Consider the following 22,490-nt stretch of genomic DNA (forward strand, 5'->3'; position numbering starts at 1 on the left):
CTCAGGGATTTTTTTTAACGTCTGTAGGATGAATATTATTGGTCTAAAACCAGGTCCTAAACGAATTGCTGATTCGACAGGAAAGCCCGATCAGTGCCAGCGGGATAATAAAAAAATCCCGTTAATAATCCGATGGTTAAACCCTGTAAACCTAAAGAAAAATAACAAACTCAGGGCACAGATGATTTATGTGCCCTGACATCCCATCAGCCGGATAACTGCGAGTTTCCCTTCCAATAAAGTCTGTCGCGGTGATCATGGGGATCATTACGATGGCATCCCAAAAAAATCAACCAGCCGTAATCATTCTTAACAACTGCAGCCTCAGGCAGCACAAGCACACTGCTTGTTTGCATCAGGCTATACAGCCAGCATCTCTGTAAAAACATACCAGACTGAAGCTTACAGGCCCCACTGCATGCGTTTCATGTATTCTGCTGTTAAGCAGTTTACGGGCAGGGAACAGCTCACCCCCGCCCCGACAGCCGCCAGCATACCGTTTGCCGTCAGGGTTAATTCGAATGAACCGGCAGGTCCTGCCGTACCTGGCCGGATATGTGCTGGTTTTGTCGTTGCGTTATTTCAAGAATATCGTGCATCCACACCGGTAATGACTCACAGAGCCGGTAGTAAACCCATTTTCCGTTGCGGCGGTCGGTCAGAACGCCGGCGCCTTTCAGCATGGCGAGATTACGGGATATTGCCGGCTGGGAGCTATCCAGCGACGCGCAGATGTGGCATACGCACAGCTCACCGGACTCCCTCAGGAGGAGAAGGATATTCAGGCGACTCTCGTCTGAAAGCAGCCGGTAAAAGGCAGATGGTGGGATCATATTGTCAGGCCGGTAGTCAGATTTGATAAAAATTAAAACATATCATGCCTTCTGTCGCCAGACATCAAACCGCCCGGGATAAGTCCTTTCCGGAATTGAAATTCTGAGTTCAGGCAATGGAAAAAATACCATAAAACTGACTGTCATTCACCCGAAGTCCAGTTTTTAGGCAAGGCGGCTGAACGAACTGAAAACATTTATTCTGGTGCAGAATAAATTAATTAGCATGATGCTCTGTGCGGAAAGACAAAATTATTAGCCGGATTTATGCTATTTCTCAGTCATCTGTATTCACCAAGATTTAATGTTATTTAAAATCAATTATATATACAATACATTACGTTCTTTGACAATAATTTGCGCGGGGTGGTATAAGTAAGTCGAAACTATCCAGCGGGTTATCATCCGCTAACACATAAAACATTCGCCATATGTTATATAACTTCGCGCAGGTGAACGGATGAATGTATTGCTTGTTTCCATCTTTGAAGGCGGCTACCAGCCGATAACCATCTCTACGGCCTACCAGGCGCTGGCAGGGGAAGCCGCTGTCACTAACATTGACGTCCTGGATACCTACGTACACGGGCCGGATGAATCAAAAATCAGAGGGCGGGATCTCATTTTTATTTCACTGCCGCTGTTCGATGCGGTGATGCCGGGGGTTGAGTTGCTCGCAACCATAAAACGCCTGAATCCGGCCACAAAAGTGTGTTTCTATGGCCAGCATGCCACCATTCATGCGACCCGACTGACAGAGAAAGGAGCGGATTTCTGTATCCTCGGCGACTGGGAGTTAACCATGAAATCCCTGATTAACGCCCTTTTTACCGGCGCCCGCATATCATTGCCCGGCGTTATGAATCAAGGCGATCTCACTGAACCGGCGCCCTTTTTTTCCAAAAAAGGTTTCAGTGTGCCCAACCGGAAAATCCTCCCTTCACTGGATAAATATCCCAATAAGCAGCTAAACAAGCTGCTCGGAAAAGATGTTACTGTCGGGTCAACAGAACTGGCAAGGGGATGTAAGCATAAATGCCTGTACTGCTCGGTCTACGCCGCTTATGACGGTCGGGTGATAAAAATTCCCGCTGACATTATCATCGACGATGTCAAAAACATGGTCGACGGAGGCATGACGCACCTGACCTTTATTGATGCAGACTGGTTCAGTACCCGGCATTACGGAATAGAAATTCTCACCGATCTTCACAAAATCCACCCTGAACTGACATTCGATATTACGACCCGGGTGGATCACATTATTGAAAATGAAAGTCGCATGGCGCTTCTGAGGGATCTGAACGTAAGGATTATCACTTCCGCGCTGGAGTTCCCCAGCGACAATGTCCTGAGGATATTCAACAAGCAGGTCACCGTCCGTGATACGGAGAAGGCCATCCGCATAATGAAGAGCTCCGGCATCATGCTGAACCCCACATTCATTATGTATAACCCTTGGGCGGGACTCAGGGACATGGAGCATTTCCAGGAGTGGATAGACGGCGTCAACCTGCGTGACGATATTGACCCCATTCAGTTTGAAACCCGCCTGTCGCTCTATAAAGGCTCGCCCCTGCTTCTTTCGGATGACATAAAAAATGTCAGCCTCACTGAATACGATTTCCACTATGACTGGTCCCACAACGATCCGTGGGTTGATGAGCTTTACGCTGCAAGTGTCACCCCGGCTGAAGAAGGCGTGTTCAAGCGCTGCTGTCTCAAATGCTGACAGGATAATCAACATGTTTATTAATGAATTTTCAAAGCTGACTGCCTTTGCGCAGGAAAAATCCACTCTGGAAGCTGGCACGCTGGGCCTGATCAAAATGGCCGTGCTGCTGGCAATGGACAAACCGGAAGAGGCAAAAGCACTGATGCTTGAATATAAAAACGCCGGAGGCGGGCAGGATAACATTGATGCCGTCTTTGCCATTATCGCCAGCGTAAAGCTTTCGTATATCTACAGTGAAACCGTCAAGAATGAGAAGCCTTCGGGTTCTTCTTCGTGCTGTTCATAAGGGGGTGAGAATGGAACACGGTTATGTTGTTCTTATTGGAAGCAGAGACCCTGAGCAGGAAACGCGCATCATCAGAAAGCACGGTTACAGGGTGCTGCTGATCAATACCCGTATATCCCTGAAAGAACTCTGCTTTGTGGACAGAGCCATTGAGGCAGACCTCAATGACAGTGACGGTATTACCAATCAGATAGCTGCTCTCCTGCAGGACGGCATGCACCTGGTTTCTGTTCTTACGCTGAATGAGTACCGTACCGAGCTGGCAGCGAAAATCGCAACCCTGGCGGGTACCTGCTTTCTGTCTGAACAGGCGGCGGCCATCTGCAGAAACAAATCCAGCGTCAGAAACGCGCTCCGGGGAACGCCGCTCGACACCGTGCCTTACGTTGTGAATGAAAACATTCGCGCGCTGCTCAGTGACACCGAAGGTATGGATTTTCCGGTAGTGGCCAAACCGGAAAATGATGCCGGCAGTAACCACGTCTACATCTGCCGGAACACAGAGGAGCTCTGGGACGCGGTCAGCATCATCGGTAATCTGAAAAAGAACCATGTCCTTCAGGCGATGGGAGGCCGGACGCTGATTGAACGGTATCTGGAGGGCCGGGAGTTCAGCGTGGAAGCATTATCTGACATGTCATCCACGCGCGTTATTGCCGTTACTGAAAAGTTTACTCAGGGCAGTGTTGAAAAAGCTCACCTGGTACCGGCACGCATAAGTCCGGAAGAGCGGAACGCCATAAAATCTTTTGTTTCTTCCCTTCACAAACAGCTGGACATCCGGCATGCCGTTACGCATACCGAAATCAAGCTGCACGAAGGTGTGCCCGGCCTGATAGAAATTAACGGCCGGATCGGAGGAGACAATATTGCCGATCTCGTCCGGCTCACCACCGGGCTGGATTTGTTCGAGGCCGCGCTGCTTCTGTCGCTGGGGCATTCCGTGGATGACGTTCTTACCGCACTGGGCTGTGTCACAGAAAGCCCGGCATCGGCCATGAGTATCTTTCTGTTTGCCGCTGAAGACGGGTATGTCCGTTATAAGTCCTGCCCTTATCCGGTGCAGCGGGCTTTTCCGGCGGGTTCTTTCGTCACCCGGACGACCAGCAACTACACCCGACTGGGTTCGTACATTATCTCCAGTGCATCCTCTTTAGATCCGCTTGAAAGGATTACCGAGTCAGATGAATACTTCACCGTTGAATGCTGTCAGTGAATCCACCCGCGATAATCGCAGGATGCAACTGCTCCTCTGCACAGCTGTTTTTCTGCTTGTCAGCGGAACCGGGATTATTGCCCCGTTGCTGGCTCCGTATGCCGGCACCATGGGTATATCAACCTATGCGATCGGCTTCCTTTTCAGCGGCTTTTACATTGTCAGGCTGATAATCGGCACGCCCGTAGGGTTTTTCTCAGAAAAATACGGGGCGAGAACGACGCTTATCGTCTCTCTTGTGGTCTATCCCTTTGTCTCGCTAACCTATTTTTTTGCCGGTGATGCCGTTACCCTTCTCGGCGCCCGCCTGTTGCACGGTATCGCCTCCGCCATGATGTTGCCCATGGCCATGGCTTACATGGGTAATATCAGCCTCAGGGGAAGGGAAGGATATTACATCGGCATACTCAATACGGTTATCCTGTCCGCCGGCGCGTTCGGTCCGGTAGCGGGCGGTTTCATAGCCCAGTACTGGGGCTTTCGTACAGCCTTTTCGTGTCTTTTCTTTCTCTCACTTATCTCCCTGCTGGTTGTGATCCTGCTGCCACACGAGCACCCGACGCAGAATACGTCACAGAGCAGAGCGACACCGGACAGTGCACGGCAGACAAGCGTCACCCTGACCCGCGGCGTCATTGTGCTGGCACTGTTCAATACCGTCATTGCCGTCTTTGATATTTTCATCATTTCCTTCTTCCCTCTGTATGCGCTGAAGATGAATCTGTCTCCCTCCGTTCTGGGAACCCTTATTGCCGTAAACAGCCTCATCATGGCTGGGCTTCAGATCCCCTTCGGGCGACTCGTCGATCGGCACTCCAGGCAAACTTGTATCCTTATCTCGGTCGTCAGCATGTCGGCAAGTCTTCTGCTCACCCCGGTGATTAGCGGATACGCGGCTTGGGCTGGGCTCTGCTTCTTTGTCTGCACGACTGCCGTCAGTGTGGCGCTGTGCATGGCTGGCGTGTCGGCTTTGTCTGTGGAAACCGGTAAGAAGAACGGTATGGGCAGGATCATGGGTTTCCTGGGTTCTGCCAGCAGTTTTGGTATGGTGATCGGCCCGATGCTGAACGCATTTCTCGTCGATCGCGTGTCTTATAACTCCATCTTTTATGTCACCGCCGCCCTGTGGCTGCTCACAGGCGCTGTATTTGTTTGCGTAACCAGAGGCTCTCATCATGACCACCACTAACTGCTGTGCCCCGGCAAAAGCGCCGGCGCTGAATCCCATCAGGGAGTTTTACAATCAGGCTGCCCTCGGGGGATCGGGATATTCTCAGGGAACGGATAAGTTTTCTCCCGGCGCCCCCACGGAAAGCATCCTCCGCTACATTGCGGCCCGGCAGCCATCAACCATCCTGGATATCGGCTGCGGGATGGGGACCACTCTTTTCGACGCCGCGCCAGTTCTGCATCAGCCGGAGAAAATAATCGGCATCGACTTTAGCGACAATATGATCAAGCTGGCCCGTCAGAGAAAAGCTGAAACGGACGCCCCCTTCACGGAGAAAATGGCATTTTTCGTTGCAGATGCTCAGGATCTCCCCTTCATGGATAACGCTTTTGATTTCATTTACAGCGAATGTGTCCTCAACCTGGTGCCGGACAGGAATAAGGTTCTGCAGGAGATTCATCGCGTCCTGTCACCAGGCGGCATTTTCATTTACACGGACTTTGTTGCGTACGAAACCGTTCCGCAAAACATCCGTGAAAACATCAACCTTATGAGCGGATGCCGCGCAGGCAGCCTGCTACTGAGTGAAAACCTCACCTCTCTTGAGCAGAATGAATTTACCTCTTTCGTGGTGGAAAACCATACGGATGATAAAAACCTGCGTTACGCCCAGATGCTTGAAAACAGCGAAGAATATAAAAAGCAGTATTTTGAGCTGCAGGAAAAAGAGCCGGAGGCTTCATCATTTATTGAACACAAACTGGGTTATTACCTTGTGAGCAGTCTCAAAAAATAAGGTGGCCACAATGAAAAAAGTAAAAATATTACTGCTGAGTGGATTTCTGGGGGCCGGAAAGACCACGACGGCCCTTAGGCTGATTTCACATGTTGAAAGAAAAGGACTGTCCGCAGTATACATTGCCAATGACCAGGGAAGCCTGCTGATTGATACCGAAATGGGTGAAGGTAAGGGCATAGTGACCAGGCAGGTCGGGAACGGGTGTTTTTGCTGCCGATTTGAAGATCTGATAGAAGCGGTACAGGGCCTGATTGCAGAAAAACAACCGGACGTCATTATTGCAGAAGCCGTGGGCAGCTGTACGGATCTGGTTTCAACGGTCATCAGGCCGCTTAAAAAGTACTACGGCGCTCAGTTGGAAGTGCTGCCTTTTCCGGTGGTGCTGGACGGCAACCGCTACGCTGATATGCAGCGCCTGCTTGGAACCCGTCTGAGCTACCTTTTTACAAAGCAGATAGAAGATGCGCAGATAATTGGCCTCTCCAAGTCAGACAGTATTCCTGACGACGACCGGGCAGCGTTTATTGCGGCGTTGCATCAGCAATATCCGGCCAAGCCGGTTATAACATATTCCTCGCAGACCGGTGACGGCATCGCTGAATTTGCCGATGCGCTCATCTTCACGCCTCAGCTGTCTGCAGATACCCTCACGCCTCTGGAGATTGATTATGAAACCTACGGGGCCGCTGAAGCCGATATGGCGTGGGTGGATATAAGCCTGGACCTGACGGCCAATGACCGGCTTATTGCGCCTGATGTCTGGATCCGGACCTGTCTTGAGAATCTGAGATCTGCCCCCTCACTCAGTAACCGGGTGATTGGTCATATTAAAATAGCACTGGGTAACGGCGTGACACTCACAAAAGCAAGCCTGGTCGACATACATAAAGAAATCCAGTTTGATGAGCGTTGCTGCGATCCGGCAGAAGCCTGTGTTGCACTCATCAATGCCCGCGCTGAAGGGCAGCCGGCTGAAATTTATGCGATCGTGGAGGCGGCGGTCAAACATACGGCCTCACTGACAGAATCGCAGGTCATCTTCCGGGAACATAATGCGTTCAGTCCCGGTATGCCGACACCCGTTCACCGCATCCTTCAGGACTGACCCATGAAGACTTTATGCAATTGTAAATCCCGTGATGTGCTTTCGGAATGTCTCGGTACATTCATGCTGGTTATGATTGGTGTCGGTTCCATTTCTGTCAATGAAATCAGCGAGGTAATTGGCAATTTCGGTATAGCGCTCAGTTTTGGTCTGGCCGTTTACTTTTGCATAAATTTGTTCTCGGCCAGCAGCGGGGCACACCTGAATCCAGTGGTCACCATGATTTTTTATCTAATCAGGGCCTGCTCTCTGCGCTCGGCAATGAGCTACGTCCTGGCTCAACTGCTGGGCGCAAGTGCTGCAGCCTTGTGCCTGAAGGCCGTGTTTGGTCATGCGCTGCTGGCAGGCGTAACCCGGGTTCATATGGACGTATCCCTATATAACGCGTTCTTCATTGAGGGGATCATGACGTTTTTTTTAATCATGAGCATCCTGACAACACGGAATGCCGCCATCATCAGCATTGCGGTCTTTCTGGATGCCTTTATCGGCGGCCCTCTAACCGGTGCTAGCATGAATCCCGCCAGAAGTTTCGGCCCGGCTTTCGCCATGGGGTACTGGGATAACCAGTGGCTGTACTGGTGCGCTCCGCTGTGCGGCGGTCTGGCAGCCGTCTTCTGCAGTCAGTTCATAATGCAGAATCCCAAGGCCATCTCCGTAGAATAATGTTAATACCCTGGATGCCTCCGCTCAGCGGAGGCTTGTTCAGTAACAGACCGCACGACTTCTGCGTTCAAAAATCAGAACATCGCGCCATACGCCATTCATTTCCCCAACCTTTTCCCTGCAGCCAACCTCCCTGAATCCCAGGCCGAGATGCAGGGAAATGCTTGCCTTATTTTCCGGAAATATGCCGGCCAATATGGTCCAGAACCCGGCCTTTTCTGATCCTCTGATGAGCTCCGAGAGCAGCGCTTTGCCCACTCCGCAACCCTGATAGCCGGAACCGACATAAATGCTCAGCTCAGCAACGCCGCGGTATGCATTCCGGCGGGAATAGAGAGATAATGCAGCCCATCCCGCCACACTGTTCTCAACACAGGCAACATAACGGCATTCCCTGATATGACCGCTGTCCCATTCCTGCCATTCCGGTGGTACCATCTGGAAGGTGGCATTGCCGGTAGCAATCCCCTCCTGATAAATCTCCCTGACTGGATTCCAGTCTTCATCGTTCATCTTTCTTATGCTGACTTTTGCCATCTTAACTGTTCCGTATCTAAGGTTATATTAAGTAGCCGACAGAAATGGCGCCTGCCACGGATTTTGGGAGGCGAACCGGGCAGCGTACCCGGGCAGTGCTGCCACCCTGTCGTATTACGTGAACCGCACCTCTACTTTGGCCGATTCATATGCATTTATCCATACATATAATTGCTAATCTTTTTCTTTACCCTCAGACCATCTTCTGACTGAACAGGAGTTAATATGTCACTGCTACCCCCTTATGTTTTTCCAGGCTCTTGCTGAGGAAACCCGTCTGGCTCTGATCCTCCTGCTGTGTGAAAAAGGCGAACTTTGCGTTTGTGAGCTCTCCGCTATCCTGCAGAAATCCCAGCTAAAAATGTTCCGTCATCTTGCCCTGCTGAAAGAAAGGGGCATCCTGCATGACCGGTGCTAGGGGAAGTGGATCCATTATCGCCTTTCCCCGCATATGCCGGCCTGGGCGGCAGCCTTTATTGAGTAGGCTTACCCTTGTCAGCGGGATGCGCTTCTGCAACTGACCCGTCAGGCTGAACGGGATAACGCAACCACCAACGGCAACCCTATCTGTGTCTAAAAATCTTGCGCTTACATATTCGTTTTATCGAATGTTATAGCTATTGCATGACATCGTTTTTAACCGGTTATTGTATTTCAAAGGAGCAGTTGTATTTAAAGTCAATGAGTGCTGGTCAGTTTATCACCCATTCACTGTTATCTCGGAGCATCGCATTCAGGATCGTGATTAGCTTTCTCATGCAGGCTGTTAATGCGACCTTTTTCACTTTCCTCTGGGCTACCAACTGATCATAAAAGGCTTTTATCCGCACGTTGCTTCGTGCTGCCGATAATATTGCCATGTATAACGCAGTTCGAACCGCCGAACGTCCATCCCAGATCGTTCGTTTACCTTTCAATGTTCCGCTTTCACGTGTGAGTTCAACGGGTCGATGCAACGTCATCCTTAATCAAGGGGGTGTTGCCATGAAACGAAGAACGCGGATTCACTACACGCCAGAACAGAAAGCCATTATCTGGGACAGATATAAACAAGGTGATTCCTTGCATGATATCGCCAGAATGTTCGACAGATACCATTCTTCCATCATGCCCAGTATCCGCCAGACTGGTGGATACTGCCCCCCTTGTCCGAAAGCGGCACCGGTTAGCTCTTTCGCTTGATGAAAGAGAGGAGATATCCAGAGGACTGGTAGCAAAACGTAGCATCAGGGACATCACTGACAAATTATCAAGAGTCCTCTCAACAGTTAGCCGCGAGATCAAGATGCATGGGGGCAAAATAATACCGTGCAGCAAAAGCGGATACTGCTGCGTGGGAAAGTGTTCTGAGACCAAAACTTTGCAAGCTAATTGAAAGCCCCACATTGTGTAAAATCATTGCAGAGAAGATGCATCAGGACTGGTCGCCGGAACAAATTGCTGGTTGGCTGAAACGTTGTTATCCGGATAATCAGGAAATGCATGTGTCACACGAAACGATTTATAAAACGCTTTTTATACAAAACCGGGGAACATTAAAAAAGAACTACAGCAATGCCTCAAACCAGACTGTCAGATTAAGTCTGAGCTAATACACGTTAGCTCATGTTACAGATTACCTTTATTATTTTCCGCCATCTCATGCAGACTGGGAGGCGAAAATGCAAAGCGCAATCTCCCCGGACTGGAAGCCATACCTGCGGCAGGGGGAAACACGCTGGGTAATTGAGCGGAATGCCGCCGCAGTGGGTTTTACGGGATATTTTCATGCGGAATTGAAATACCTGAAGTGGCGTGCAGAGCAGGAGGCTGACGAGCAGACCGGATAAATTTTCGTAGTCAGATATTGAGTTGTTTACTGACGTGAACAGCGTATCGACGCACCTTAGGCGGGTTATCCGCTTAAGGAGTGTTCTCCATGAAAAAACTCATCAGCTGTTTGTCGGCACTGTGCCTGTCTGCCAGTGCCTGCGCCGGCACCGTCATTTATACTGACAGTTCGAACCCCGTTAGTTCCCCCTCTCCAGATATTCCTGTGGTGTACCTCGATGCGCCCGAGCATGTTCAAACGGATATCTTTGGCATCCTCCCCGCAAATCCCGCCCTGGCTGAAAAACAGGCCCGGGATGTTCTCAACTCACCTGCGTTCTCATCGCAACAACAGCAATTGACCAGCGCCTATCAGGGGGTGATGAAAGCCTGGTCACTGGGGCTGACCAAATACCCTGCGGTCGTGTTTGACGATAAATGGGTGGTTTACGGTACTACGGACGTCAGTGTGGCCATGCACCATTTGGCGGACTGGCGAGGGGAAAACCAATGATATTTTCCTCACCCCGTTCCCGCCGGCTGCTGCTGGCCACGTTGTTGACCGGCAGTGGGCTGTGTGCGGCCAGCGTCAACACCGCCAGCCTGATTTCCAGTGCAGCCAGCGTCTCCTGTATCGGCTGGAAGGTGAAGGGGATCTGCTACTGGCTCCTCTGTACGCCTTTTGGCTGTTCTGTCAAAACGTCCGTGAAGGTTGAACATTTCATCCCGGAAGCTGTGGTGTCAGCCTATTCCGGCCCCGGCGATAATCCCTGGACGGAAATATCCGCTGTCAGCGGTGCGGCCGGCAGCGGAGAAAGCGGCGTCATCGGTTCTCTGAGCGGCGTCAGCGCGGGCGGGGGACAACAAGAAATGAAGGCTCCCGGGCTACGTAAACAAAATCTACATTTTCATTATGCCGATGCCTATGGCCATCCGGCCACCACGCTTATCGGGGGACAAATAGCCGGGTACTCCTGCAAGTCCGCCGCCACGCCTTTTGTTCCTTATTTTGTCAGTTCGCTCGATGCGCTGGTCTGGCGAAGCGGCCTGCCGGAAGGCCTGTACCCGGAAGCCCTTATTCCCGGACAACGTGAGCTGGGCAGTCAGGCAGGTGCCAATATGTGGGGAAACATCTATCCGCGCAGCGGTTTTGTCACCCAGGAAGACGGGTATAAGTCCGCAGCCGTCGTCGCCCAGCGCGTGGCCGATGTCATCACCCGGACCGGCCAGTTGCACGTCTACCAGCCGCTGGTAGGCCAGAAATCCCCTGGCTACTGGCCACCTGCACCGGTGAAAGAGAATACCGGTACCCAAAACCATAAGTGGCAACGTCTTTCTCCGACGCTCTCGACCACCTGTGCGGTCTTCCCCGACACTGGCGCGACGGTTTCTCAGGACGGTAATTATGCCTGGGCACTCTGGCAACCTTACAGCTGCTGTAAACGCCGCGGTCAGACCTTCCTTTCCAGCACTGATTTTTCGTGAGACTCACACTATGACAATGCTAAAAAATGTCCCTCTCGCTCTCCCGTTGACGTTGCTGGTGATGTTAGCCGGCGGCACACCCAATGCATACGCCGAGGTCACTACCTCTCCCAGCGGCGCTTCTGCCAACGGAGCCATCAGTGACGGCCTGTTTTATTCCATTGGCGGAGGCTCGGTCATCTCGCCACCCGCTTCCCGAAACAGCATGACGCGTCTGGGCATGAACGCTGGCATGAGCAGCGACCTGATGTGCGGAAATTTTGACCTGAAAACGACGGTAGGTAATCAGCTTAACGGTGTGACCAGCGGCTTTAAGGATCTGATGGGCACCGTGATTCAGGGGGCGACCGGTGCGGTCTCCAGTATGCCGGCGATGATTATCCAGCGCGCCAATCCCGGGCTGTACGAAATGCTGACCAACGGCGTGTTGCAGGCCGGACTGAGTTTTGACAAGGCCAAACTCAACTGCCAGAACATGGCCAATAAAATGGCCGATTATACGATGGGGAACAAGTGGACGCAGGCGGCCGTCACCGAGGAGTACAAGGATATTGTCGCCTCCAGCGACGGTGATGCCGTCAGCAGCGACCAGAAACTGCAGAAGGCGACGGGTGAGGACGGTGCGACATGGATCGGGGGACAGAAACGCGGCGGTAAAGGGCAGCCAGCCATTAAACCGACGCATGACCTGGCTAAAGCCGGTTACAACATGATGAACAACCTGCCTGTGACCAGCAACAACAACGTAGGCGCTTCAAGCTGTAACGGCTCGGTTTGCCAGCGTTATCCGAATTCAGAAGCTGCCGCAGCAGCGGTCGTAAAAGTACTGGGAGATCGTTCTATCCGCACCTGCCGCGATGCCAGTGTATGCAACAGCGGTGGGGGCGAGAATGCAGCCGGCAGCACGGTTGCCGGCACGGGGTTTGCACCAATACTTGAGGATACGACCAAAGAGAACCTGGATGAACTGACGAAACTCGTTGGCGGCTCAGATGCGCCGACGGCGGATAATCTGGCCAAGCTTAAAACGGGTAGTCTGGTGGTAACGCGCGGGGTTATTCAGTCCCTGAAAGACGACCCGGACAACGCGGCGCTGGTACAGCGCCTCGCCGGCGAACTGGCCATGTCTGACACAGTGGAACAGGCGTTGACCATGCGACGCATGCTGACTACCGGCCAGTCTGAACCCAATGCGGCCGACCAGCCGGAAGCGCTGGCTGAGGGGGACCGTCGCGTTGATGCGCTCGACCGGGAGCTGGCCGCGCTGAGTAACGAAATGGCATTGAGAAAGTCCATCAGCAATAACAGTCTGCTCACAACCCTGGAACGTCAAGGGGTACGCAATCAGGACAGCCGCCTGCAGCAGCACAGCGGAAGTCAGGATCAGGGATTCAATAACATGAGCCAGAAATCAGGAGCACAATAATGACGATACCCGTCTCCCCTCAGCGTCGTTTTGGCCGTACGCGCCGTTTCGTGCTGACTTTTCTGGTTATCCTCGCGCTGACTGTGGGGCTTTTCTTCATTGCCTCAGTGTTGTTTGAAGCCGATCCGGATGGGCATAAGGTGCGCGACTGGCTGAGTGCAAGCCGGTACGGACTGTTTGTTTGGCGGCTGACAATTTATACCGGGCTTTGCTGGGCCTGGTTTTATGTTGTGCGACCGCAGGTTGTGAAGAAATCTCCGGGTCAATCACTTCATCGCCTTGAGTGGATGGCGGCAGGTTTTATTATCGTTATCGAATTCGCCGCCTGGCGTTCCGTACTGGCATAAGGAGGCGTCATGACGGCCAACAGTTTTCTGGAGTACTTCCTGGTGTTGTTCGGCTGGATGCTGAATAACGCCCTGTGGAACATCCTTATTAGTACGGGACTTTTCGCGCTGCCTCTGGTTTTCAAGGTCCTGGGTATCTGGTTGAAGGTGCGAGAAGAAGGCGCCGATGAGGGGAATAAAGGTGTTCTTGCACTGCCGCGGGTTGAGCACGCGCTCTACGTATCATTTTGCGTGATGCTGTTCTGTTGCATTCCGCTGTTGCCGGTCGATATCAGCACCATTAAATTCGACACTTCACGGGCGAAACAGTGCGGCGTAAGCGTATCTACGCCCCAGAACTCCGGTTACAAGGGGCTGGTTAACGACTTTGACGGCAAGACGGCAGAAGTCCCGGTCTGGTGGTATCTCTTGCATATGATATCCAAGGGCATCACCCAGGCGATGATTGCCTCGATCCCCTGCGGAGACCAGCTCCGCCAGATGCGCTTTGACGTGCAAAACACCAAAATTCGCGACCCTATAGTGCTGCAGGAAGTGCAGGATTTTGCAGATCAGTGCTATTCCCGTTCTTACTTCAAGCTTAAAAACAGCAACAGCCAGCTGAGTGACGCAACAATCAATTCAGTAGGGTGGATAGGCAGCAGCTACTTTCTCAATACCAGTGGTTACTATGATTATTACACATCGACCAGCCCGCGCAGCCAGTGGCCGTATGACAATGCCCGGGACAGCGGCTATCCGGATGTGGGAAAAGGTGGATATCCTACCTGTAAACAGTGGTGGTCTGACGGCACTAATGGCCTGAAGGCCCGGGTGCTGGCCAATATGGATGAGTCGACTAAGGCAGAGCTACAGCGGAAATTTAGCAAGGATCAGTGGGAGGAGATGGCACTGCGCTGGCTGGTGAGTCCGCGCAACGTTGGGCTTTCAGGCAGCGGTGAGACTTATGCTACTGGCAGCAGTGATGTGGGTTCAGGCCTGGCATTTAACGTGACCCGCCTCGTGTCGACAATTGGTGTGGGAATTAAGCAGGCGGAAGCGTTGCCGGGGTTTGATGCACTAAAGCAGGCATTGCCAATGATACAAGCTCTGTTGGAGATGATGATTATAATTGTCATTCCGGTGCTGATGATGTTCAGCGCCTATGAACCTAAGACGGTAGTGACCATTTCGTTTGCGCTGTTTGCACTGATATTCATTACATTTTGGTGGGAACTGGCGGGCTGGCTCGATGACAGGATGATTACCATTTTGTATGACAGCATGTCCGCGCAGGGCATTTCGAACAGCAGTGTGCCTTTTGCAGAATTTACCAGCTCAACCGCTGATGGTTGGATCATGAACCTTGTGTTGGGGAGCATGTACGTTGTATTTCCAGCATTTTGGGTCGGCACCCTTGGCTGGGCTGGAGCGAAGATTGGTAGTGTAGTTGATTCAGCTGTAAGTGCTGGGTCTAAAATGCCACAACAGGCAGGAAGCGAAGGGGGGAAACTTGCTGTAGATGCTGCTAAAACTGCGGTTAAAAAAGGGGGGTAGTTATTAATTTTATGTTGAAGAGCCAGCAAGAAATTTTGGCTCTTCAATCATAGAGTTTCACTCCATTTTCATAATATCCGTAACCTTGAGAACCATTCTGCCAACCATCGCTATTCGGCAAACCATCATCAATATTTGAATTTCTGGTTGGTATAACACTTACGACTACGGCCGCAGCCATTACACTTCCAATGACTACATCAACAGAACCTAAAAGCAGATTGCGACCTAATTCTTTGTAATCAGATTTCTTCATTGTGAATTTTGCCCGCTTCCTGGTGCAAATTTCTTGCAAGTCTTTCGGATCAAAACCTTTCGAATTCATGCTCTTTATGCTCTGGTTATAAATCACGCATATTCAAAATATCATGGCCGGCGAATAGACTCAAGTCAGTGCCTTGCCATAGTTTGTAGCAGTAAAAAGAAATATCTATGGACGGCGTATTTAGCACCAGTGAAATCAAGGGAGGTACATCTTCTTCTGATCAGGGATGACGCATCTCGAAATTTTATTAACGTCTATACTTAATATCCGTTAATGGAGGATTTCATATGTGTGGACGCTTCACTCAATACGAACCCCGATCTCATTACATTGAAGTCCTCTCGCCCGATAAAGAGATCGCCAGTGGCTTGGATGACATCCCACTCGATCGTTACAATGTTGCGCCTGGTACACGCGTTCTGCTACTCAATCAGCGCGACGATAAAATCTATCTCGATCCTGTTAAATGGGGATATCAACCCGGCTGGGCGAAGGAGTCAAAACGGCCACCGATGATTAATGCTCGTGTTGAGACCGTTGCAACGAGCCGGATGTTTAAACCACTCTTTGAGCACGGCCGCGCGATTGTGATGGCAGATGGATGGTATGAATGGAAGAAAGGCCCTACTGATGCGAAAATTAAGCAGCCCTATTTTATCTACCACAAATCACATACACCATTATTCTTAGCGGCCATAAGCCGGTATCACCCTGATGTGGCAGAAACACCTGAGGATGACGGGTTTGTGATTGTTACCGCTGCAAGCGATGAAGGATTATTAGATATCCATGACCGCCGACCGCTCGTACTTGATCCCGAACAAGCGCTGGAATGGCTGGACGGAGACACTCTTCCTGAGCGCGCGCTGGAAATAGCGGAAAAGGAGTCCGTATCGCCTTCAAGATTCGCCTGGCATCCTGTTATGAAAAAGGTCGGAAGCATTAGGAACAACGGCCCGGAGCTGATTGAACAAATATCTGACCCGCTGGTTTAGACTCTTACGCGCATCAAATCACTGAAGCGTGTCGTGTAAGCTGGCGAGAGCATCTGACGCTTCATCTCCCAACTTTTCTGAATACCTTGTCCGGCAAACCATACGCGTCCCTTTCCGCTGTGATTGATGCCATCCAGCACAGCCATCAATTGCTCACTGTTAGAGCGCGGCTTGTACTCATCGAAAAGACCAAGCTGTGCGACGCCCTGACTGTAGAAATCCCCTAACATCACACCGCATTTCTGGAACCTGTGGCCGTCCTGCCAGATCGCATCAAGGCATTTGGTTGCGGCGGCAACGATATCCCGACTATCTTGTGTCGGTATCTGTAATTTAGTGCCAGCTGTTTTACCGTAGTAAACCTCATTCACGGCAAATGGGCTCGTTTTGACGAATGCTGAAATATGGCGACAGTACTGATGCTCTCCACGAAGCTTTTCTGCTGCACGTACTGCATGACTGCAGATTGCTTCACGCATTAAGTCGTATTCAGACACTCTATCGCCAAACGATCGTGAGCAGATGATCTGCTGCTTGGTTGGAGCAAACTCCTCAAGCTCTAAGCAAGGCTCCCCACGTAGTTCTCTCACAGTTCTCTCTAAAACTATGTTGAAATGCTTGCGGATCAGCGGCGTAGGCGTATCTGCAAGCTGGAGTGCGGTTTTAATTCCCATGTCGTTCAGCTTTTTTGAAATTTTGCGTCCGATTCCCCAAACCTCACCAACCTCGACAAGAGCCATCAGTTTTCTTTGACGAGCAAGTAACGATAAATCAACGACACCGCCGGTCTTTGTCCACTTCTTTGCAGCATAATTAGCAAGTTTGGCGAGGGTCTTAGTCGGGGCAATTCCAACGCCTACGGTCAAACCGGTCCACTGAAGAACCTTGGCCCTCACTTCACGGCCAAACTCTTCTAAATCCCGGCAATTACTAACCCCTTGCAGATTCATGAATGCTTCGTCTATTGAATAGACTTCCACGGCTGGAGACATTTCTTCCAGAACGGTCATAACCCGTGAGCTCATGTCTGCGTAAAGCGCGTAGTTACTGCTGAATGTAACAACCTTGTGCTTTTCGAAGATGTCACGCATCTTGAAGAATGGATCGCCCATACGGATACCTAATTTTTTTGCTTCCATACTGCGAGCTATTACGCAACCATCGTTGTTACTTAAAACGACGACAGGTCGTCCGCGTAAGTCAGGGCGAAACACCGTTTCGCAACTGGCATAGAAGCTGTTCACATCCGCCAGCGCAAACATTATTGAAACCCGTTGATGCTAAATGTGACAACGCCGAAAACTTCCAGCTCATCCCCACCGTCATGAAGAACTATCGGAGGGAAATCAGGATTCATAGGGATGAGCTGAACAACCGGGTGCAAGCAAAGGCGCTTGACCGTGTACTCACCTGCCAGAGATGCGATGATGATATCTCCATGCTTTGCCTGCAGGCTGCGGTCTACGACAAGAAGTGATCCTTCGTAGATTCCGGCATCAACCATCGACATGCCAGTTGCCATGACAAAGTAGGTTGCTGCGGGGTGACTTATACAAAGCTCATTCAAATCAATGCCTTTTTCTATATAATCCTGCGCGGGCGAAGGAAATCCTGCCTGAACCCTGTCCTGAAAAAAAGGTATCAAAAGTTTCAATGGGTCCGGGGTTGGATAAAAAACGGTCATAAGGCGCCTCACGATTATACTGTTTATGCATACAGTATAATCATGAGTGTTTTAGATTGTGAAGCGCGGTGATTTAGAAAAATCTTAGGTTGATGATCAACAAGGAAAGAATTTAAGAGGCCTCTACAGCAGGATAGGGCATTCCATATGCGGTTTTACTACCTTAGATTTCATGCTCATCAGCCAAACTAACGAATGGCAATTATTGATCTCACTCAAGATGCAATCGAGTCTGTTGAAAATAATTATTTTAAACAGCAAGTTAGTTTGTTATCGGAGCTTAAACTTTATACTTTACGGATGTAACGGTATAGGGTTTCTCTACTTATACCGAACTGTTTCGCGAGATGAGTCTTGTTCTGACCTTCAGAGGCCAGTTGTTTTATCTTCTCAATTCCCTGCGCATCTAAAGTTTTTTTACGTCCTCGATATACGCCACGCTTTTTTGCTAAATCGATCCCTTCTCTTTGCCGTTCTTTGATGAGCGAACGTTCAAATTCAGCAAATGCACCCATCACCGAAAGAAGTAGTTGGGCAATCGGTGAATCATCGCCGCTGAAGGTCAGCCCTTCTTTAATAAACTGGACTCGTGCGCCTTTGGCAGTTAATTCCTTTACCAGGCTGCGTAGATTATCAAGGTTCCTGGCAAGTCGATCCATACTGTGGATTATTATGGTATCCCCTTCTCGGGCAAACGATAGCAAAAGCTTCAGCTCTGGTCGGTTAGTATCTTTCCCAGAAACCTTATCGATAAAAATCTTATCAAGGTGGAGCCCATTCAGTTGGCGCTCAACAGATTGCTCTTCAGAACTAACGCGTACATAACCAATTCGTTGCCCTTGCATTAGTTTCCCCTCTAAAAATGTCATATTGGGGTGTACTTTAGCCAGACGGTGAGATATGACAGTAATAATGTCATTATAGGTTTAATAACTTTTTTTATTGACAATCCGAGTGTCAAGTCTAGATCCTAATGACACATAGAACGATATTGATTGATTAGCGGTCTAATAATAAGGTGTGGGAAATGCCCGAAGAGCAGCTACCTAAAACGACTCAACAAGTCATTAACAGCATATATTTTGGTCAACTCAAATGTCTGCATAACTTCAGTATTGATTTTGAACCGCATGCCGTGACTGCGATTTTGGGGCCAAATGGAAGTGGTAAATCAACGATTTTACATGCGTTAGCAAGCGTTTATCAGCCCAAAGATGCTGGAGAAAATAGAAAATTTAATGATTTCTTCCCTAGAAGTCCTGATGCAGAGTGGAATGGTAGCAACTTAGTAATCACCCATTCTTATCGCCGTGGAACTGAGACTAAAAATAAAGAAGAAGAACCCTTCGGGAAAGCAGATGAGAATGGGTCTCGTTGGACGAAAATATATGCAAGACGTCCATTTAGAGAGATTTATTATATCGGCATTGAAAGTTGCGTGCCTATGATTGAGTCTGAAAAAGTCAAAGGTTCATCGAAAATTAATTACGTTACAACTGTACTGGAAGGGGCACAGGCGAACAATTTATTAGAGAAGGCTTCTGAAGTTTTAAATAAAAGATATATAAAAATAAATGAAAATAAATTAAGCAATGGTAAGAAGTTAATTGGTGTGCAAGCTGAAAATGTAACATATTCTGCATATAGTATGAGTGCAGGGGAACAAAAAGTCTTCTTTATTCTAGATAGAGTCTTTTCAGCAGGAAAATATTCTTTAATACTAATAGATGAAATAGATCTCCTCTTACATGACCGAGCATTGAAAAACTTAATAAAAATAATCAATGACCGCGCTATTGAAAAGAATTTGCAAATAATATTCACCACTCATCGAGAAATGATTATATCTCTTTCTGAAATTGTCAATATTAGGCATGTTGTAAGTGTTGATGGCAAGACTTTATGTTTTAGTGAAACCAAACCTGATGCGATAAACAGATTGACTGGCGATTCTGTAAAGAGAATAGAAGTTTTTGTGGAGGATGATTTTGCAGAGGGAATAATACAAAATGCGGCTGGAAAAATGAAAGCCAATAAGTTCGTGTCTGTAAGTACTTATGGTGCTGCAATTAATGCGTTCACTATTTTATCAGGTTTGCTCTTGAAGGGTGAGTCATGTGATGATTTTTGCGTAGTGCTAGATGGCGATGAATACCGAACGCCAGAAAGTAAAACAGAACGGATTAATAAATCACTTACTGGTGAAGATGAAAAAGCGAAGAGACTGAGGGGCGTGGCACGCAATAAGGTTCTCCAATTCAATTTACCCGAAGGCCATAATCCAGAATCATACGTTCATTACCTTCTATGTTCTGATTTAATAAAGGACTTGAAAGATGATGAAACAGAGATCATCGAAGCAGCTAAAAAAATAAAATATGTCAAGGATGGTCACAAATATATCGACCAGGTTATTGATGAGTTAGGTATAAACCGCGCAGTTGCTCTCAACAACATCATTTCCTTGGTTTCAAAACATCCCGAATGGAATGATTTCATGACATCAATAGTCGACTGGATGACGCCAAGAGTAGAAGCACTTAAAGAAAAATAAGACAGGATCTTGCCTTGGCTATGCAGGAATGATTAGTATAACAGCTGTATTACCGTTGCTTTATGCAACATGCCAATGCCCCTGCGATCTGAGAGGGGCGCCTTCGGGTGATCGCACTGCCAATGCCACCCTAACCTGAGAGGTGGCGCCTTCGGGCGGTACCCCCGTCAACCTTTGAGAATGGGGATCGCGATTGGATCGCGGTAAGGTCTCTTCTACTTCAATTTGCTGATATTTACGCAATTACGTTTTGCAGTTTTCACTGCAGTTTCACTTCGATTTGATGCTTTGACGTCAGCTACCGGTTGCGAGATTTGCGGACCGTGGGTATGCCAATTGGAACATTTGGCATCTTCCACGTACGCATTGAGAGCAGAGGAGCGCGGCGTCACTTGCGTTCGAGTGAAACGAGTACCAAGTGACGCGCGCAGCGCACAACCGGCAGCACTGACGTACTGCCACTTCAACAACATTTCTACCATCTGACCAACACGTAGTGACGGTTTTAAAACGCATAACAGATCGTTTAACTGTCATTCAGGTCATTAATCAATCACCAACTGTCTTATCAGCGGAAACTCGTATGAAGACAACTTTTAAATTAGAGGAGGTAAATCAACACGACATCGATGGCGACACCAGGAAGCTGGTGTGTGGAGGTAGACTGATGTAAATCAGCCCGGCGTAAGCCGCGAACAGGTCTGAGACCTGGGGAGCCTCGCAAGAACTCAACATTTCGCCGCCCCGATGCACAGATGTCTGTTGAGACGCAGGAAGCGCAAAATTAACCGTGCCGTCGGGGTGAGATGTTTTTGACTGAAGTATCCGGGGAACCGGTGAGTTAGGCATTCCGTTCACCGGGACGGAATGCCTAACTCACCTTGTGTCAATTTGGAGTGTTTATGGCGAAATTAAATAAAAGCCTGGTCACGCTTGCTCGTCAGGCTGGAGGCAGTTTTAAGACCGTTTCCGACAGAATGAAAATTGCTGATCGCTTGGCGGACCGTTTATTAAAAATGAACATTCAGATTCGCGATGCCGGGAATTTGAAAACGCATCATATTGCGCTTTACATAAAAAGCCGTCTTTCAGAAGACATATCCAAACGTACGTTGCAAAATGAAATGGCGGCAATCCGGGCGATACTTCGCGCTGCGGGTAAAACGGTTATGGCCAATCCAGAGCATGAGAAATTAAGCAATGTTGCGTTAGATATTTCAGGAACCAGCCGAGATGGTACCAAAGTCGCTATTCCTGATGATGTTTATAAAGAGACTCTTGATAAAATCCGTGAAGTCGATGCGGGTGCTGCCTTCGCAATGGAATTATCTCGACATCTTGGTTTACGTACGGAAGAAACGATGCAATCTGTTAAGTCATTAATGACCTGGCAAAAGGTTCTTCAGAGTGACCAGGAAAAAGTCAGGATTGTCTTCGGTACGAAAGGGGGGCGACCTCGCGATACGACGATAATTGATCGCCAGACTTTGCTTAGCGTCGTAAATAATGCAATACGCTTTATGAAAAATAACAACGGGAAACTGATAGATAAAGCGGGGATACACCTTGCCATTGAACGATACCGCAATATTGTCAGAGAGGCCGGTCTTGTTGGTAAATATGCTCCTCACAGTTTGCGATATGCTTATTCAAGAGATGCCATGAAATACCATTTAGACAAGGGATTCAGCCAGAAAGAAGCCGAGGCATTAGTGTCCATGGATTTAGGCCATGGCGACGGTCGGGGGCATTACGTGACTCGTGTTTATAATAAGATAAACAAGGATGAGTAAAAAGATATATTAGTAAGTTGAAATCTTATTCATGTTTTTTACAGGGTGTATCGTAATCAACCTGACTCTTTTATATACTTACTTACACTTATATAAGTAGTTCTCGTTCTTTTAACGAAGCTGATGGCATTGACAATAAAGGCAGCTATAAAAGATAAGCTGATTTATTAATCCAGGTTGTAAGGTAGTATCAGACAGTAAAAGACATCAAATGAAAAATTAGAATATTAAGAAAAAACTCCATTGTA

General features: G+C 49.1%; 22 protein-coding genes and 3 pseudogenes. 18 read left to right on the forward strand and 7 right to left on the reverse strand.

Annotated features, from left to right (window positions below):
* Positions 1-512 precede the first annotated feature (512 nt).
* Positions 513-833, reverse strand: coding sequence for a metalloregulator ArsR/SmtB family transcription factor (locus tag ACL2XQ_RS09270; RefSeq protein ID WP_187514501.1), 321 nt, complete (start codon positions 831-833; stop codon positions 513-515).
* Between the two features lie 460 nt (positions 834-1,293).
* Here ACL2XQ_RS09270 and arsL point away from each other — a divergent pair, with 460 nt between their 5' ends.
* From arsL to ACL2XQ_RS09305, 7 genes are read left to right on the forward strand one after another with little or no spacing between them, the layout of a single operon-like run.
* Positions 1,294-2,565, forward strand: coding sequence for an arsinothricin biosynthesis radical SAM protein ArsL (gene arsL / locus ACL2XQ_RS09275; RefSeq protein ID WP_187514500.1), 1,272 nt, complete (start codon positions 1,294-1,296; stop codon positions 2,563-2,565).
* Positions 2,566-2,578: 13 nt separating this feature from the next.
* Positions 2,579-2,854: a hypothetical protein gene (locus ACL2XQ_RS09280; protein WP_187514499.1), complete on the forward strand. Its 276-nt coding sequence runs from the start codon at positions 2,579-2,581 to the stop codon at positions 2,852-2,854.
* 10 nt (positions 2,855-2,864) lie between these two features.
* Positions 2,865-4,070, forward strand: coding sequence for an ATP-grasp domain-containing protein (locus ACL2XQ_RS09285; RefSeq protein ID WP_187514498.1), 1,206 nt, complete (start codon positions 2,865-2,867; stop codon positions 4,068-4,070).
* Positions 4,039-5,259: an MFS transporter gene (locus ACL2XQ_RS09290; RefSeq protein ID WP_187514497.1), complete on the forward strand. Its 1,221-nt coding sequence runs from the start codon at positions 4,039-4,041 to the stop codon at positions 5,257-5,259. The genes ACL2XQ_RS09285 and ACL2XQ_RS09290 overlap by 32 nt, the downstream gene beginning before the upstream one ends.
* Positions 5,246-6,037 carry a putative arsinothricin biosynthesis methyltransferase ArsM gene (arsM, locus tag ACL2XQ_RS09295; RefSeq protein WP_187514496.1) on the forward strand — a complete coding sequence of 264 codons (792 nt, stop codon included), beginning with the start codon at positions 5,246-5,248 and terminating at the stop codon, positions 6,035-6,037. The genes ACL2XQ_RS09290 and arsM overlap by 14 nt, the downstream gene beginning before the upstream one ends.
* Before the next feature lie 10 nt (positions 6,038-6,047).
* On the forward strand, positions 6,048-7,145 hold the full coding sequence (locus ACL2XQ_RS09300) for a GTP-binding protein (protein ID WP_187514495.1): 1,098 nt from the start codon (positions 6,048-6,050) through the stop codon (positions 7,143-7,145).
* Between the two features lie 3 nt (positions 7,146-7,148).
* Complete coding sequence (locus ACL2XQ_RS09305) at positions 7,149-7,811, forward strand: aquaporin (protein WP_187514494.1); 663 nt, start codon at positions 7,149-7,151, stop codon at positions 7,809-7,811.
* 39 nt (positions 7,812-7,850) lie between these two features.
* Here the strand turns inward: ACL2XQ_RS09305 and ACL2XQ_RS09310 are convergent, their stop codons facing one another.
* On the reverse strand, positions 7,851-8,348 hold the full coding sequence (locus ACL2XQ_RS09310; RefSeq protein ID WP_187514493.1) for a GNAT family N-acetyltransferase: 498 nt from the start codon (positions 8,346-8,348) through the stop codon (positions 7,851-7,853).
* A 244-nt stretch (positions 8,349-8,592) separates the two neighbouring features.
* Here ACL2XQ_RS09310 and ACL2XQ_RS09315 point away from each other — a divergent pair.
* Positions 8,593-8,925 (forward strand): annotated as a pseudogene (locus ACL2XQ_RS09315) (metalloregulator ArsR/SmtB family transcription factor).
* A 115-nt stretch (positions 8,926-9,040) separates the two neighbouring features.
* Here the strand turns inward: ACL2XQ_RS09315 and ACL2XQ_RS09320 are convergent.
* A pseudogene (locus ACL2XQ_RS09320) lies at positions 9,041-9,286 on the reverse strand (transposase); the annotation flags it as partial.
* A gap of 46 nt (positions 9,287-9,332) precedes the next feature.
* Between ACL2XQ_RS09320 and ACL2XQ_RS09325 the strand changes: the two are divergent.
* The 7 genes and pseudogenes from ACL2XQ_RS09325 to ACL2XQ_RS09355 form a co-directional block, all read left to right on the forward strand.
* Positions 9,333-9,912: pseudogene (locus tag ACL2XQ_RS09325) on the forward strand (transposase); the annotation flags it as partial.
* 97 nt (positions 9,913-10,009) lie between these two features.
* Complete coding sequence (locus tag ACL2XQ_RS09330; protein WP_187514491.1) at positions 10,010-10,177, forward strand: hypothetical protein; 168 nt, start codon at positions 10,010-10,012, stop codon at positions 10,175-10,177.
* A gap of 89 nt (positions 10,178-10,266) precedes the next feature.
* Positions 10,267-10,671 carry a TIGR03757 family integrating conjugative element protein gene (locus ACL2XQ_RS09335; RefSeq protein ID WP_187514490.1) on the forward strand — a complete coding sequence of 135 codons (405 nt, stop codon included), beginning with the start codon at positions 10,267-10,269 and terminating at the stop codon, positions 10,669-10,671.
* On the forward strand, positions 10,668-11,642 hold the full coding sequence (locus ACL2XQ_RS09340) for a TIGR03756 family integrating conjugative element protein (protein ID WP_187514489.1): 975 nt from the start codon (positions 10,668-10,670) through the stop codon (positions 11,640-11,642). The genes ACL2XQ_RS09335 and ACL2XQ_RS09340 overlap by 4 nt, the downstream gene beginning before the upstream one ends.
* Positions 11,643-11,703: 61 nt before the next feature.
* The gene (locus ACL2XQ_RS09345; protein ID WP_187514551.1) at positions 11,704-13,068 is read left to right on the forward strand and encodes an integrating conjugative element protein; all 1,365 of its coding nucleotides are present in this window, start codon (positions 11,704-11,706) and stop codon (positions 13,066-13,068) included.
* Positions 13,068-13,415 carry a hypothetical protein gene (locus ACL2XQ_RS09350; protein ID WP_187514488.1) on the forward strand — a complete coding sequence of 116 codons (348 nt, stop codon included), beginning with the start codon at positions 13,068-13,070 and terminating at the stop codon, positions 13,413-13,415. The genes ACL2XQ_RS09345 and ACL2XQ_RS09350 overlap by 1 nt, the downstream gene beginning before the upstream one ends.
* 9 nt (positions 13,416-13,424) lie before the next feature.
* The gene (locus ACL2XQ_RS09355; RefSeq protein WP_187514487.1) at positions 13,425-14,951 is read left to right on the forward strand and encodes a conjugal transfer protein TraG N-terminal domain-containing protein; all 1,527 of its coding nucleotides are present in this window, start codon (positions 13,425-13,427) and stop codon (positions 14,949-14,951) included.
* A 43-nt stretch (positions 14,952-14,994) separates the two neighbouring features.
* Here ACL2XQ_RS09355 and ACL2XQ_RS09360 read toward each other — a convergent pair whose 3' ends face one another.
* Positions 14,995-15,276 (reverse strand): hypothetical protein, encoded by a 282-nt coding sequence (locus ACL2XQ_RS09360; RefSeq protein WP_187514486.1) that lies wholly within the window; start codon positions 15,274-15,276, stop codon positions 14,995-14,997.
* Between the two features lie 227 nt (positions 15,277-15,503).
* On the opposite strand from ACL2XQ_RS09360, the gene ACL2XQ_RS09365 reads away from it, so the two are divergent.
* The gene (locus ACL2XQ_RS09365) at positions 15,504-16,211 is read left to right on the forward strand and encodes an SOS response-associated peptidase family protein (RefSeq protein ID WP_187514485.1); all 708 of its coding nucleotides are present in this window, start codon (positions 15,504-15,506) and stop codon (positions 16,209-16,211) included.
* Here the strand turns inward: ACL2XQ_RS09365 and ACL2XQ_RS09370 are convergent.
* The 3 genes from ACL2XQ_RS09370 to ACL2XQ_RS09380 form a co-directional block, all read right to left on the reverse strand.
* Positions 16,208-17,473, reverse strand: a complete 1,266-nt coding sequence (locus tag ACL2XQ_RS09370; protein ID WP_187514484.1) for a Y-family DNA polymerase — start codon at positions 17,471-17,473, stop codon at positions 16,208-16,210. The two genes, ACL2XQ_RS09365 and ACL2XQ_RS09370, sit on opposite strands and share 4 nt — an antisense overlap.
* Positions 17,473-17,895, reverse strand: coding sequence for a translesion error-prone DNA polymerase V autoproteolytic subunit (umuD, locus tag ACL2XQ_RS09375; RefSeq protein WP_047609079.1), 423 nt, complete (start codon positions 17,893-17,895; stop codon positions 17,473-17,475). Before umuD ends, ACL2XQ_RS09370 begins: the two co-directional genes overlap by 1 nt.
* A 287-nt stretch (positions 17,896-18,182) precedes the next feature.
* Positions 18,183-18,740, reverse strand: coding sequence for a recombinase family protein (locus ACL2XQ_RS09380; protein WP_187514483.1), 558 nt, complete (start codon positions 18,738-18,740; stop codon positions 18,183-18,185).
* 182 nt (positions 18,741-18,922) lie between these two features.
* Between ACL2XQ_RS09380 and ACL2XQ_RS09385 the strand changes: the two genes are divergently transcribed.
* Together ACL2XQ_RS09385 and ACL2XQ_RS09390 are read left to right on the forward strand one after the other, a co-directional pair.
* Positions 18,923-20,449, forward strand: a complete 1,527-nt coding sequence (locus tag ACL2XQ_RS09385) for an AAA family ATPase (protein ID WP_187514482.1) — start codon at positions 18,923-18,925, stop codon at positions 20,447-20,449.
* A gap of 902 nt (positions 20,450-21,351) precedes the next feature.
* A complete protein-coding gene (locus ACL2XQ_RS09390) occupies positions 21,352-22,242 on the forward strand; it encodes an integrase domain-containing protein (protein ID WP_187514481.1) in 891 nt (296 codons plus the stop codon).
* Positions 22,243-22,490 lie beyond the last annotated feature (248 nt).

The organism is Sodalis sp. RH14, assembly GCF_047324285.1.
GTDB lineage: Bacteria > Pseudomonadota > Gammaproteobacteria > Enterobacterales > Enterobacteriaceae > Acerihabitans.

Excerpts from the sequence above, each read along its gene's own strand:
- ACL2XQ_RS09270 (WP_187514501.1), bottom strand. The coding sequence starts at position 833 with ATGATCCCACCATCTGCCTTTTACCGGCTGCTTTCAGACGAGAGTCGC.
- arsL (WP_187514500.1), top strand. The coding sequence starts at position 1,294 with ATGAATGTATTGCTTGTTTCCATCTTTGAAGGCGGCTACCAGCCGATA.
- ACL2XQ_RS09280 (WP_187514499.1), top strand. The coding sequence starts at position 2,579 with ATGTTTATTAATGAATTTTCAAAGCTGACTGCCTTTGCGCAGGAAAAA.
- ACL2XQ_RS09285 (WP_187514498.1), top strand. The coding sequence starts at position 2,865 with ATGGAACACGGTTATGTTGTTCTTATTGGAAGCAGAGACCCTGAGCAG.
- ACL2XQ_RS09290 (WP_187514497.1), top strand. The coding sequence starts at position 4,039 with ATGAATACTTCACCGTTGAATGCTGTCAGTGAATCCACCCGCGATAAT.
- arsM (WP_187514496.1), top strand. The coding sequence starts at position 5,246 with ATGACCACCACTAACTGCTGTGCCCCGGCAAAAGCGCCGGCGCTGAAT.
- ACL2XQ_RS09300 (WP_187514495.1), top strand. The coding sequence starts at position 6,048 with ATGAAAAAAGTAAAAATATTACTGCTGAGTGGATTTCTGGGGGCCGGA.
- ACL2XQ_RS09305 (WP_187514494.1), top strand. The coding sequence starts at position 7,149 with ATGAAGACTTTATGCAATTGTAAATCCCGTGATGTGCTTTCGGAATGT.
- ACL2XQ_RS09310 (WP_187514493.1), bottom strand. The coding sequence starts at position 8,348 with ATGGCAAAAGTCAGCATAAGAAAGATGAACGATGAAGACTGGAATCCA.
- ACL2XQ_RS09330 (WP_187514491.1), top strand. The coding sequence starts at position 10,010 with ATGCAAAGCGCAATCTCCCCGGACTGGAAGCCATACCTGCGGCAGGGG.
- ACL2XQ_RS09335 (WP_187514490.1), top strand. The coding sequence starts at position 10,267 with ATGAAAAAACTCATCAGCTGTTTGTCGGCACTGTGCCTGTCTGCCAGT.
- ACL2XQ_RS09340 (WP_187514489.1), top strand. The coding sequence starts at position 10,668 with ATGATATTTTCCTCACCCCGTTCCCGCCGGCTGCTGCTGGCCACGTTG.
- ACL2XQ_RS09345 (WP_187514551.1), top strand. The coding sequence starts at position 11,704 with ATGTTAGCCGGCGGCACACCCAATGCATACGCCGAGGTCACTACCTCT.
- ACL2XQ_RS09350 (WP_187514488.1), top strand. The coding sequence starts at position 13,068 with ATGACGATACCCGTCTCCCCTCAGCGTCGTTTTGGCCGTACGCGCCGT.
- ACL2XQ_RS09355 (WP_187514487.1), top strand. The coding sequence starts at position 13,425 with ATGACGGCCAACAGTTTTCTGGAGTACTTCCTGGTGTTGTTCGGCTGG.
- ACL2XQ_RS09360 (WP_187514486.1), bottom strand. The coding sequence starts at position 15,276 with ATGAATTCGAAAGGTTTTGATCCGAAAGACTTGCAAGAAATTTGCACC.
- ACL2XQ_RS09365 (WP_187514485.1), top strand. The coding sequence starts at position 15,504 with ATGTGTGGACGCTTCACTCAATACGAACCCCGATCTCATTACATTGAA.
- ACL2XQ_RS09370 (WP_187514484.1), bottom strand. The coding sequence starts at position 17,473 with ATGTTTGCGCTGGCGGATGTGAACAGCTTCTATGCCAGTTGCGAAACG.
- umuD (WP_047609079.1), bottom strand. The coding sequence starts at position 17,895 with ATGACCGTTTTTTATCCAACCCCGGACCCATTGAAACTTTTGATACCT.
- ACL2XQ_RS09380 (WP_187514483.1), bottom strand. The coding sequence starts at position 18,740 with ATGCAAGGGCAACGAATTGGTTATGTACGCGTTAGTTCTGAAGAGCAA.
- ACL2XQ_RS09385 (WP_187514482.1), top strand. The coding sequence starts at position 18,923 with ATGCCCGAAGAGCAGCTACCTAAAACGACTCAACAAGTCATTAACAGC.
- ACL2XQ_RS09390 (WP_187514481.1), top strand. The coding sequence starts at position 21,352 with ATGGCGAAATTAAATAAAAGCCTGGTCACGCTTGCTCGTCAGGCTGGA.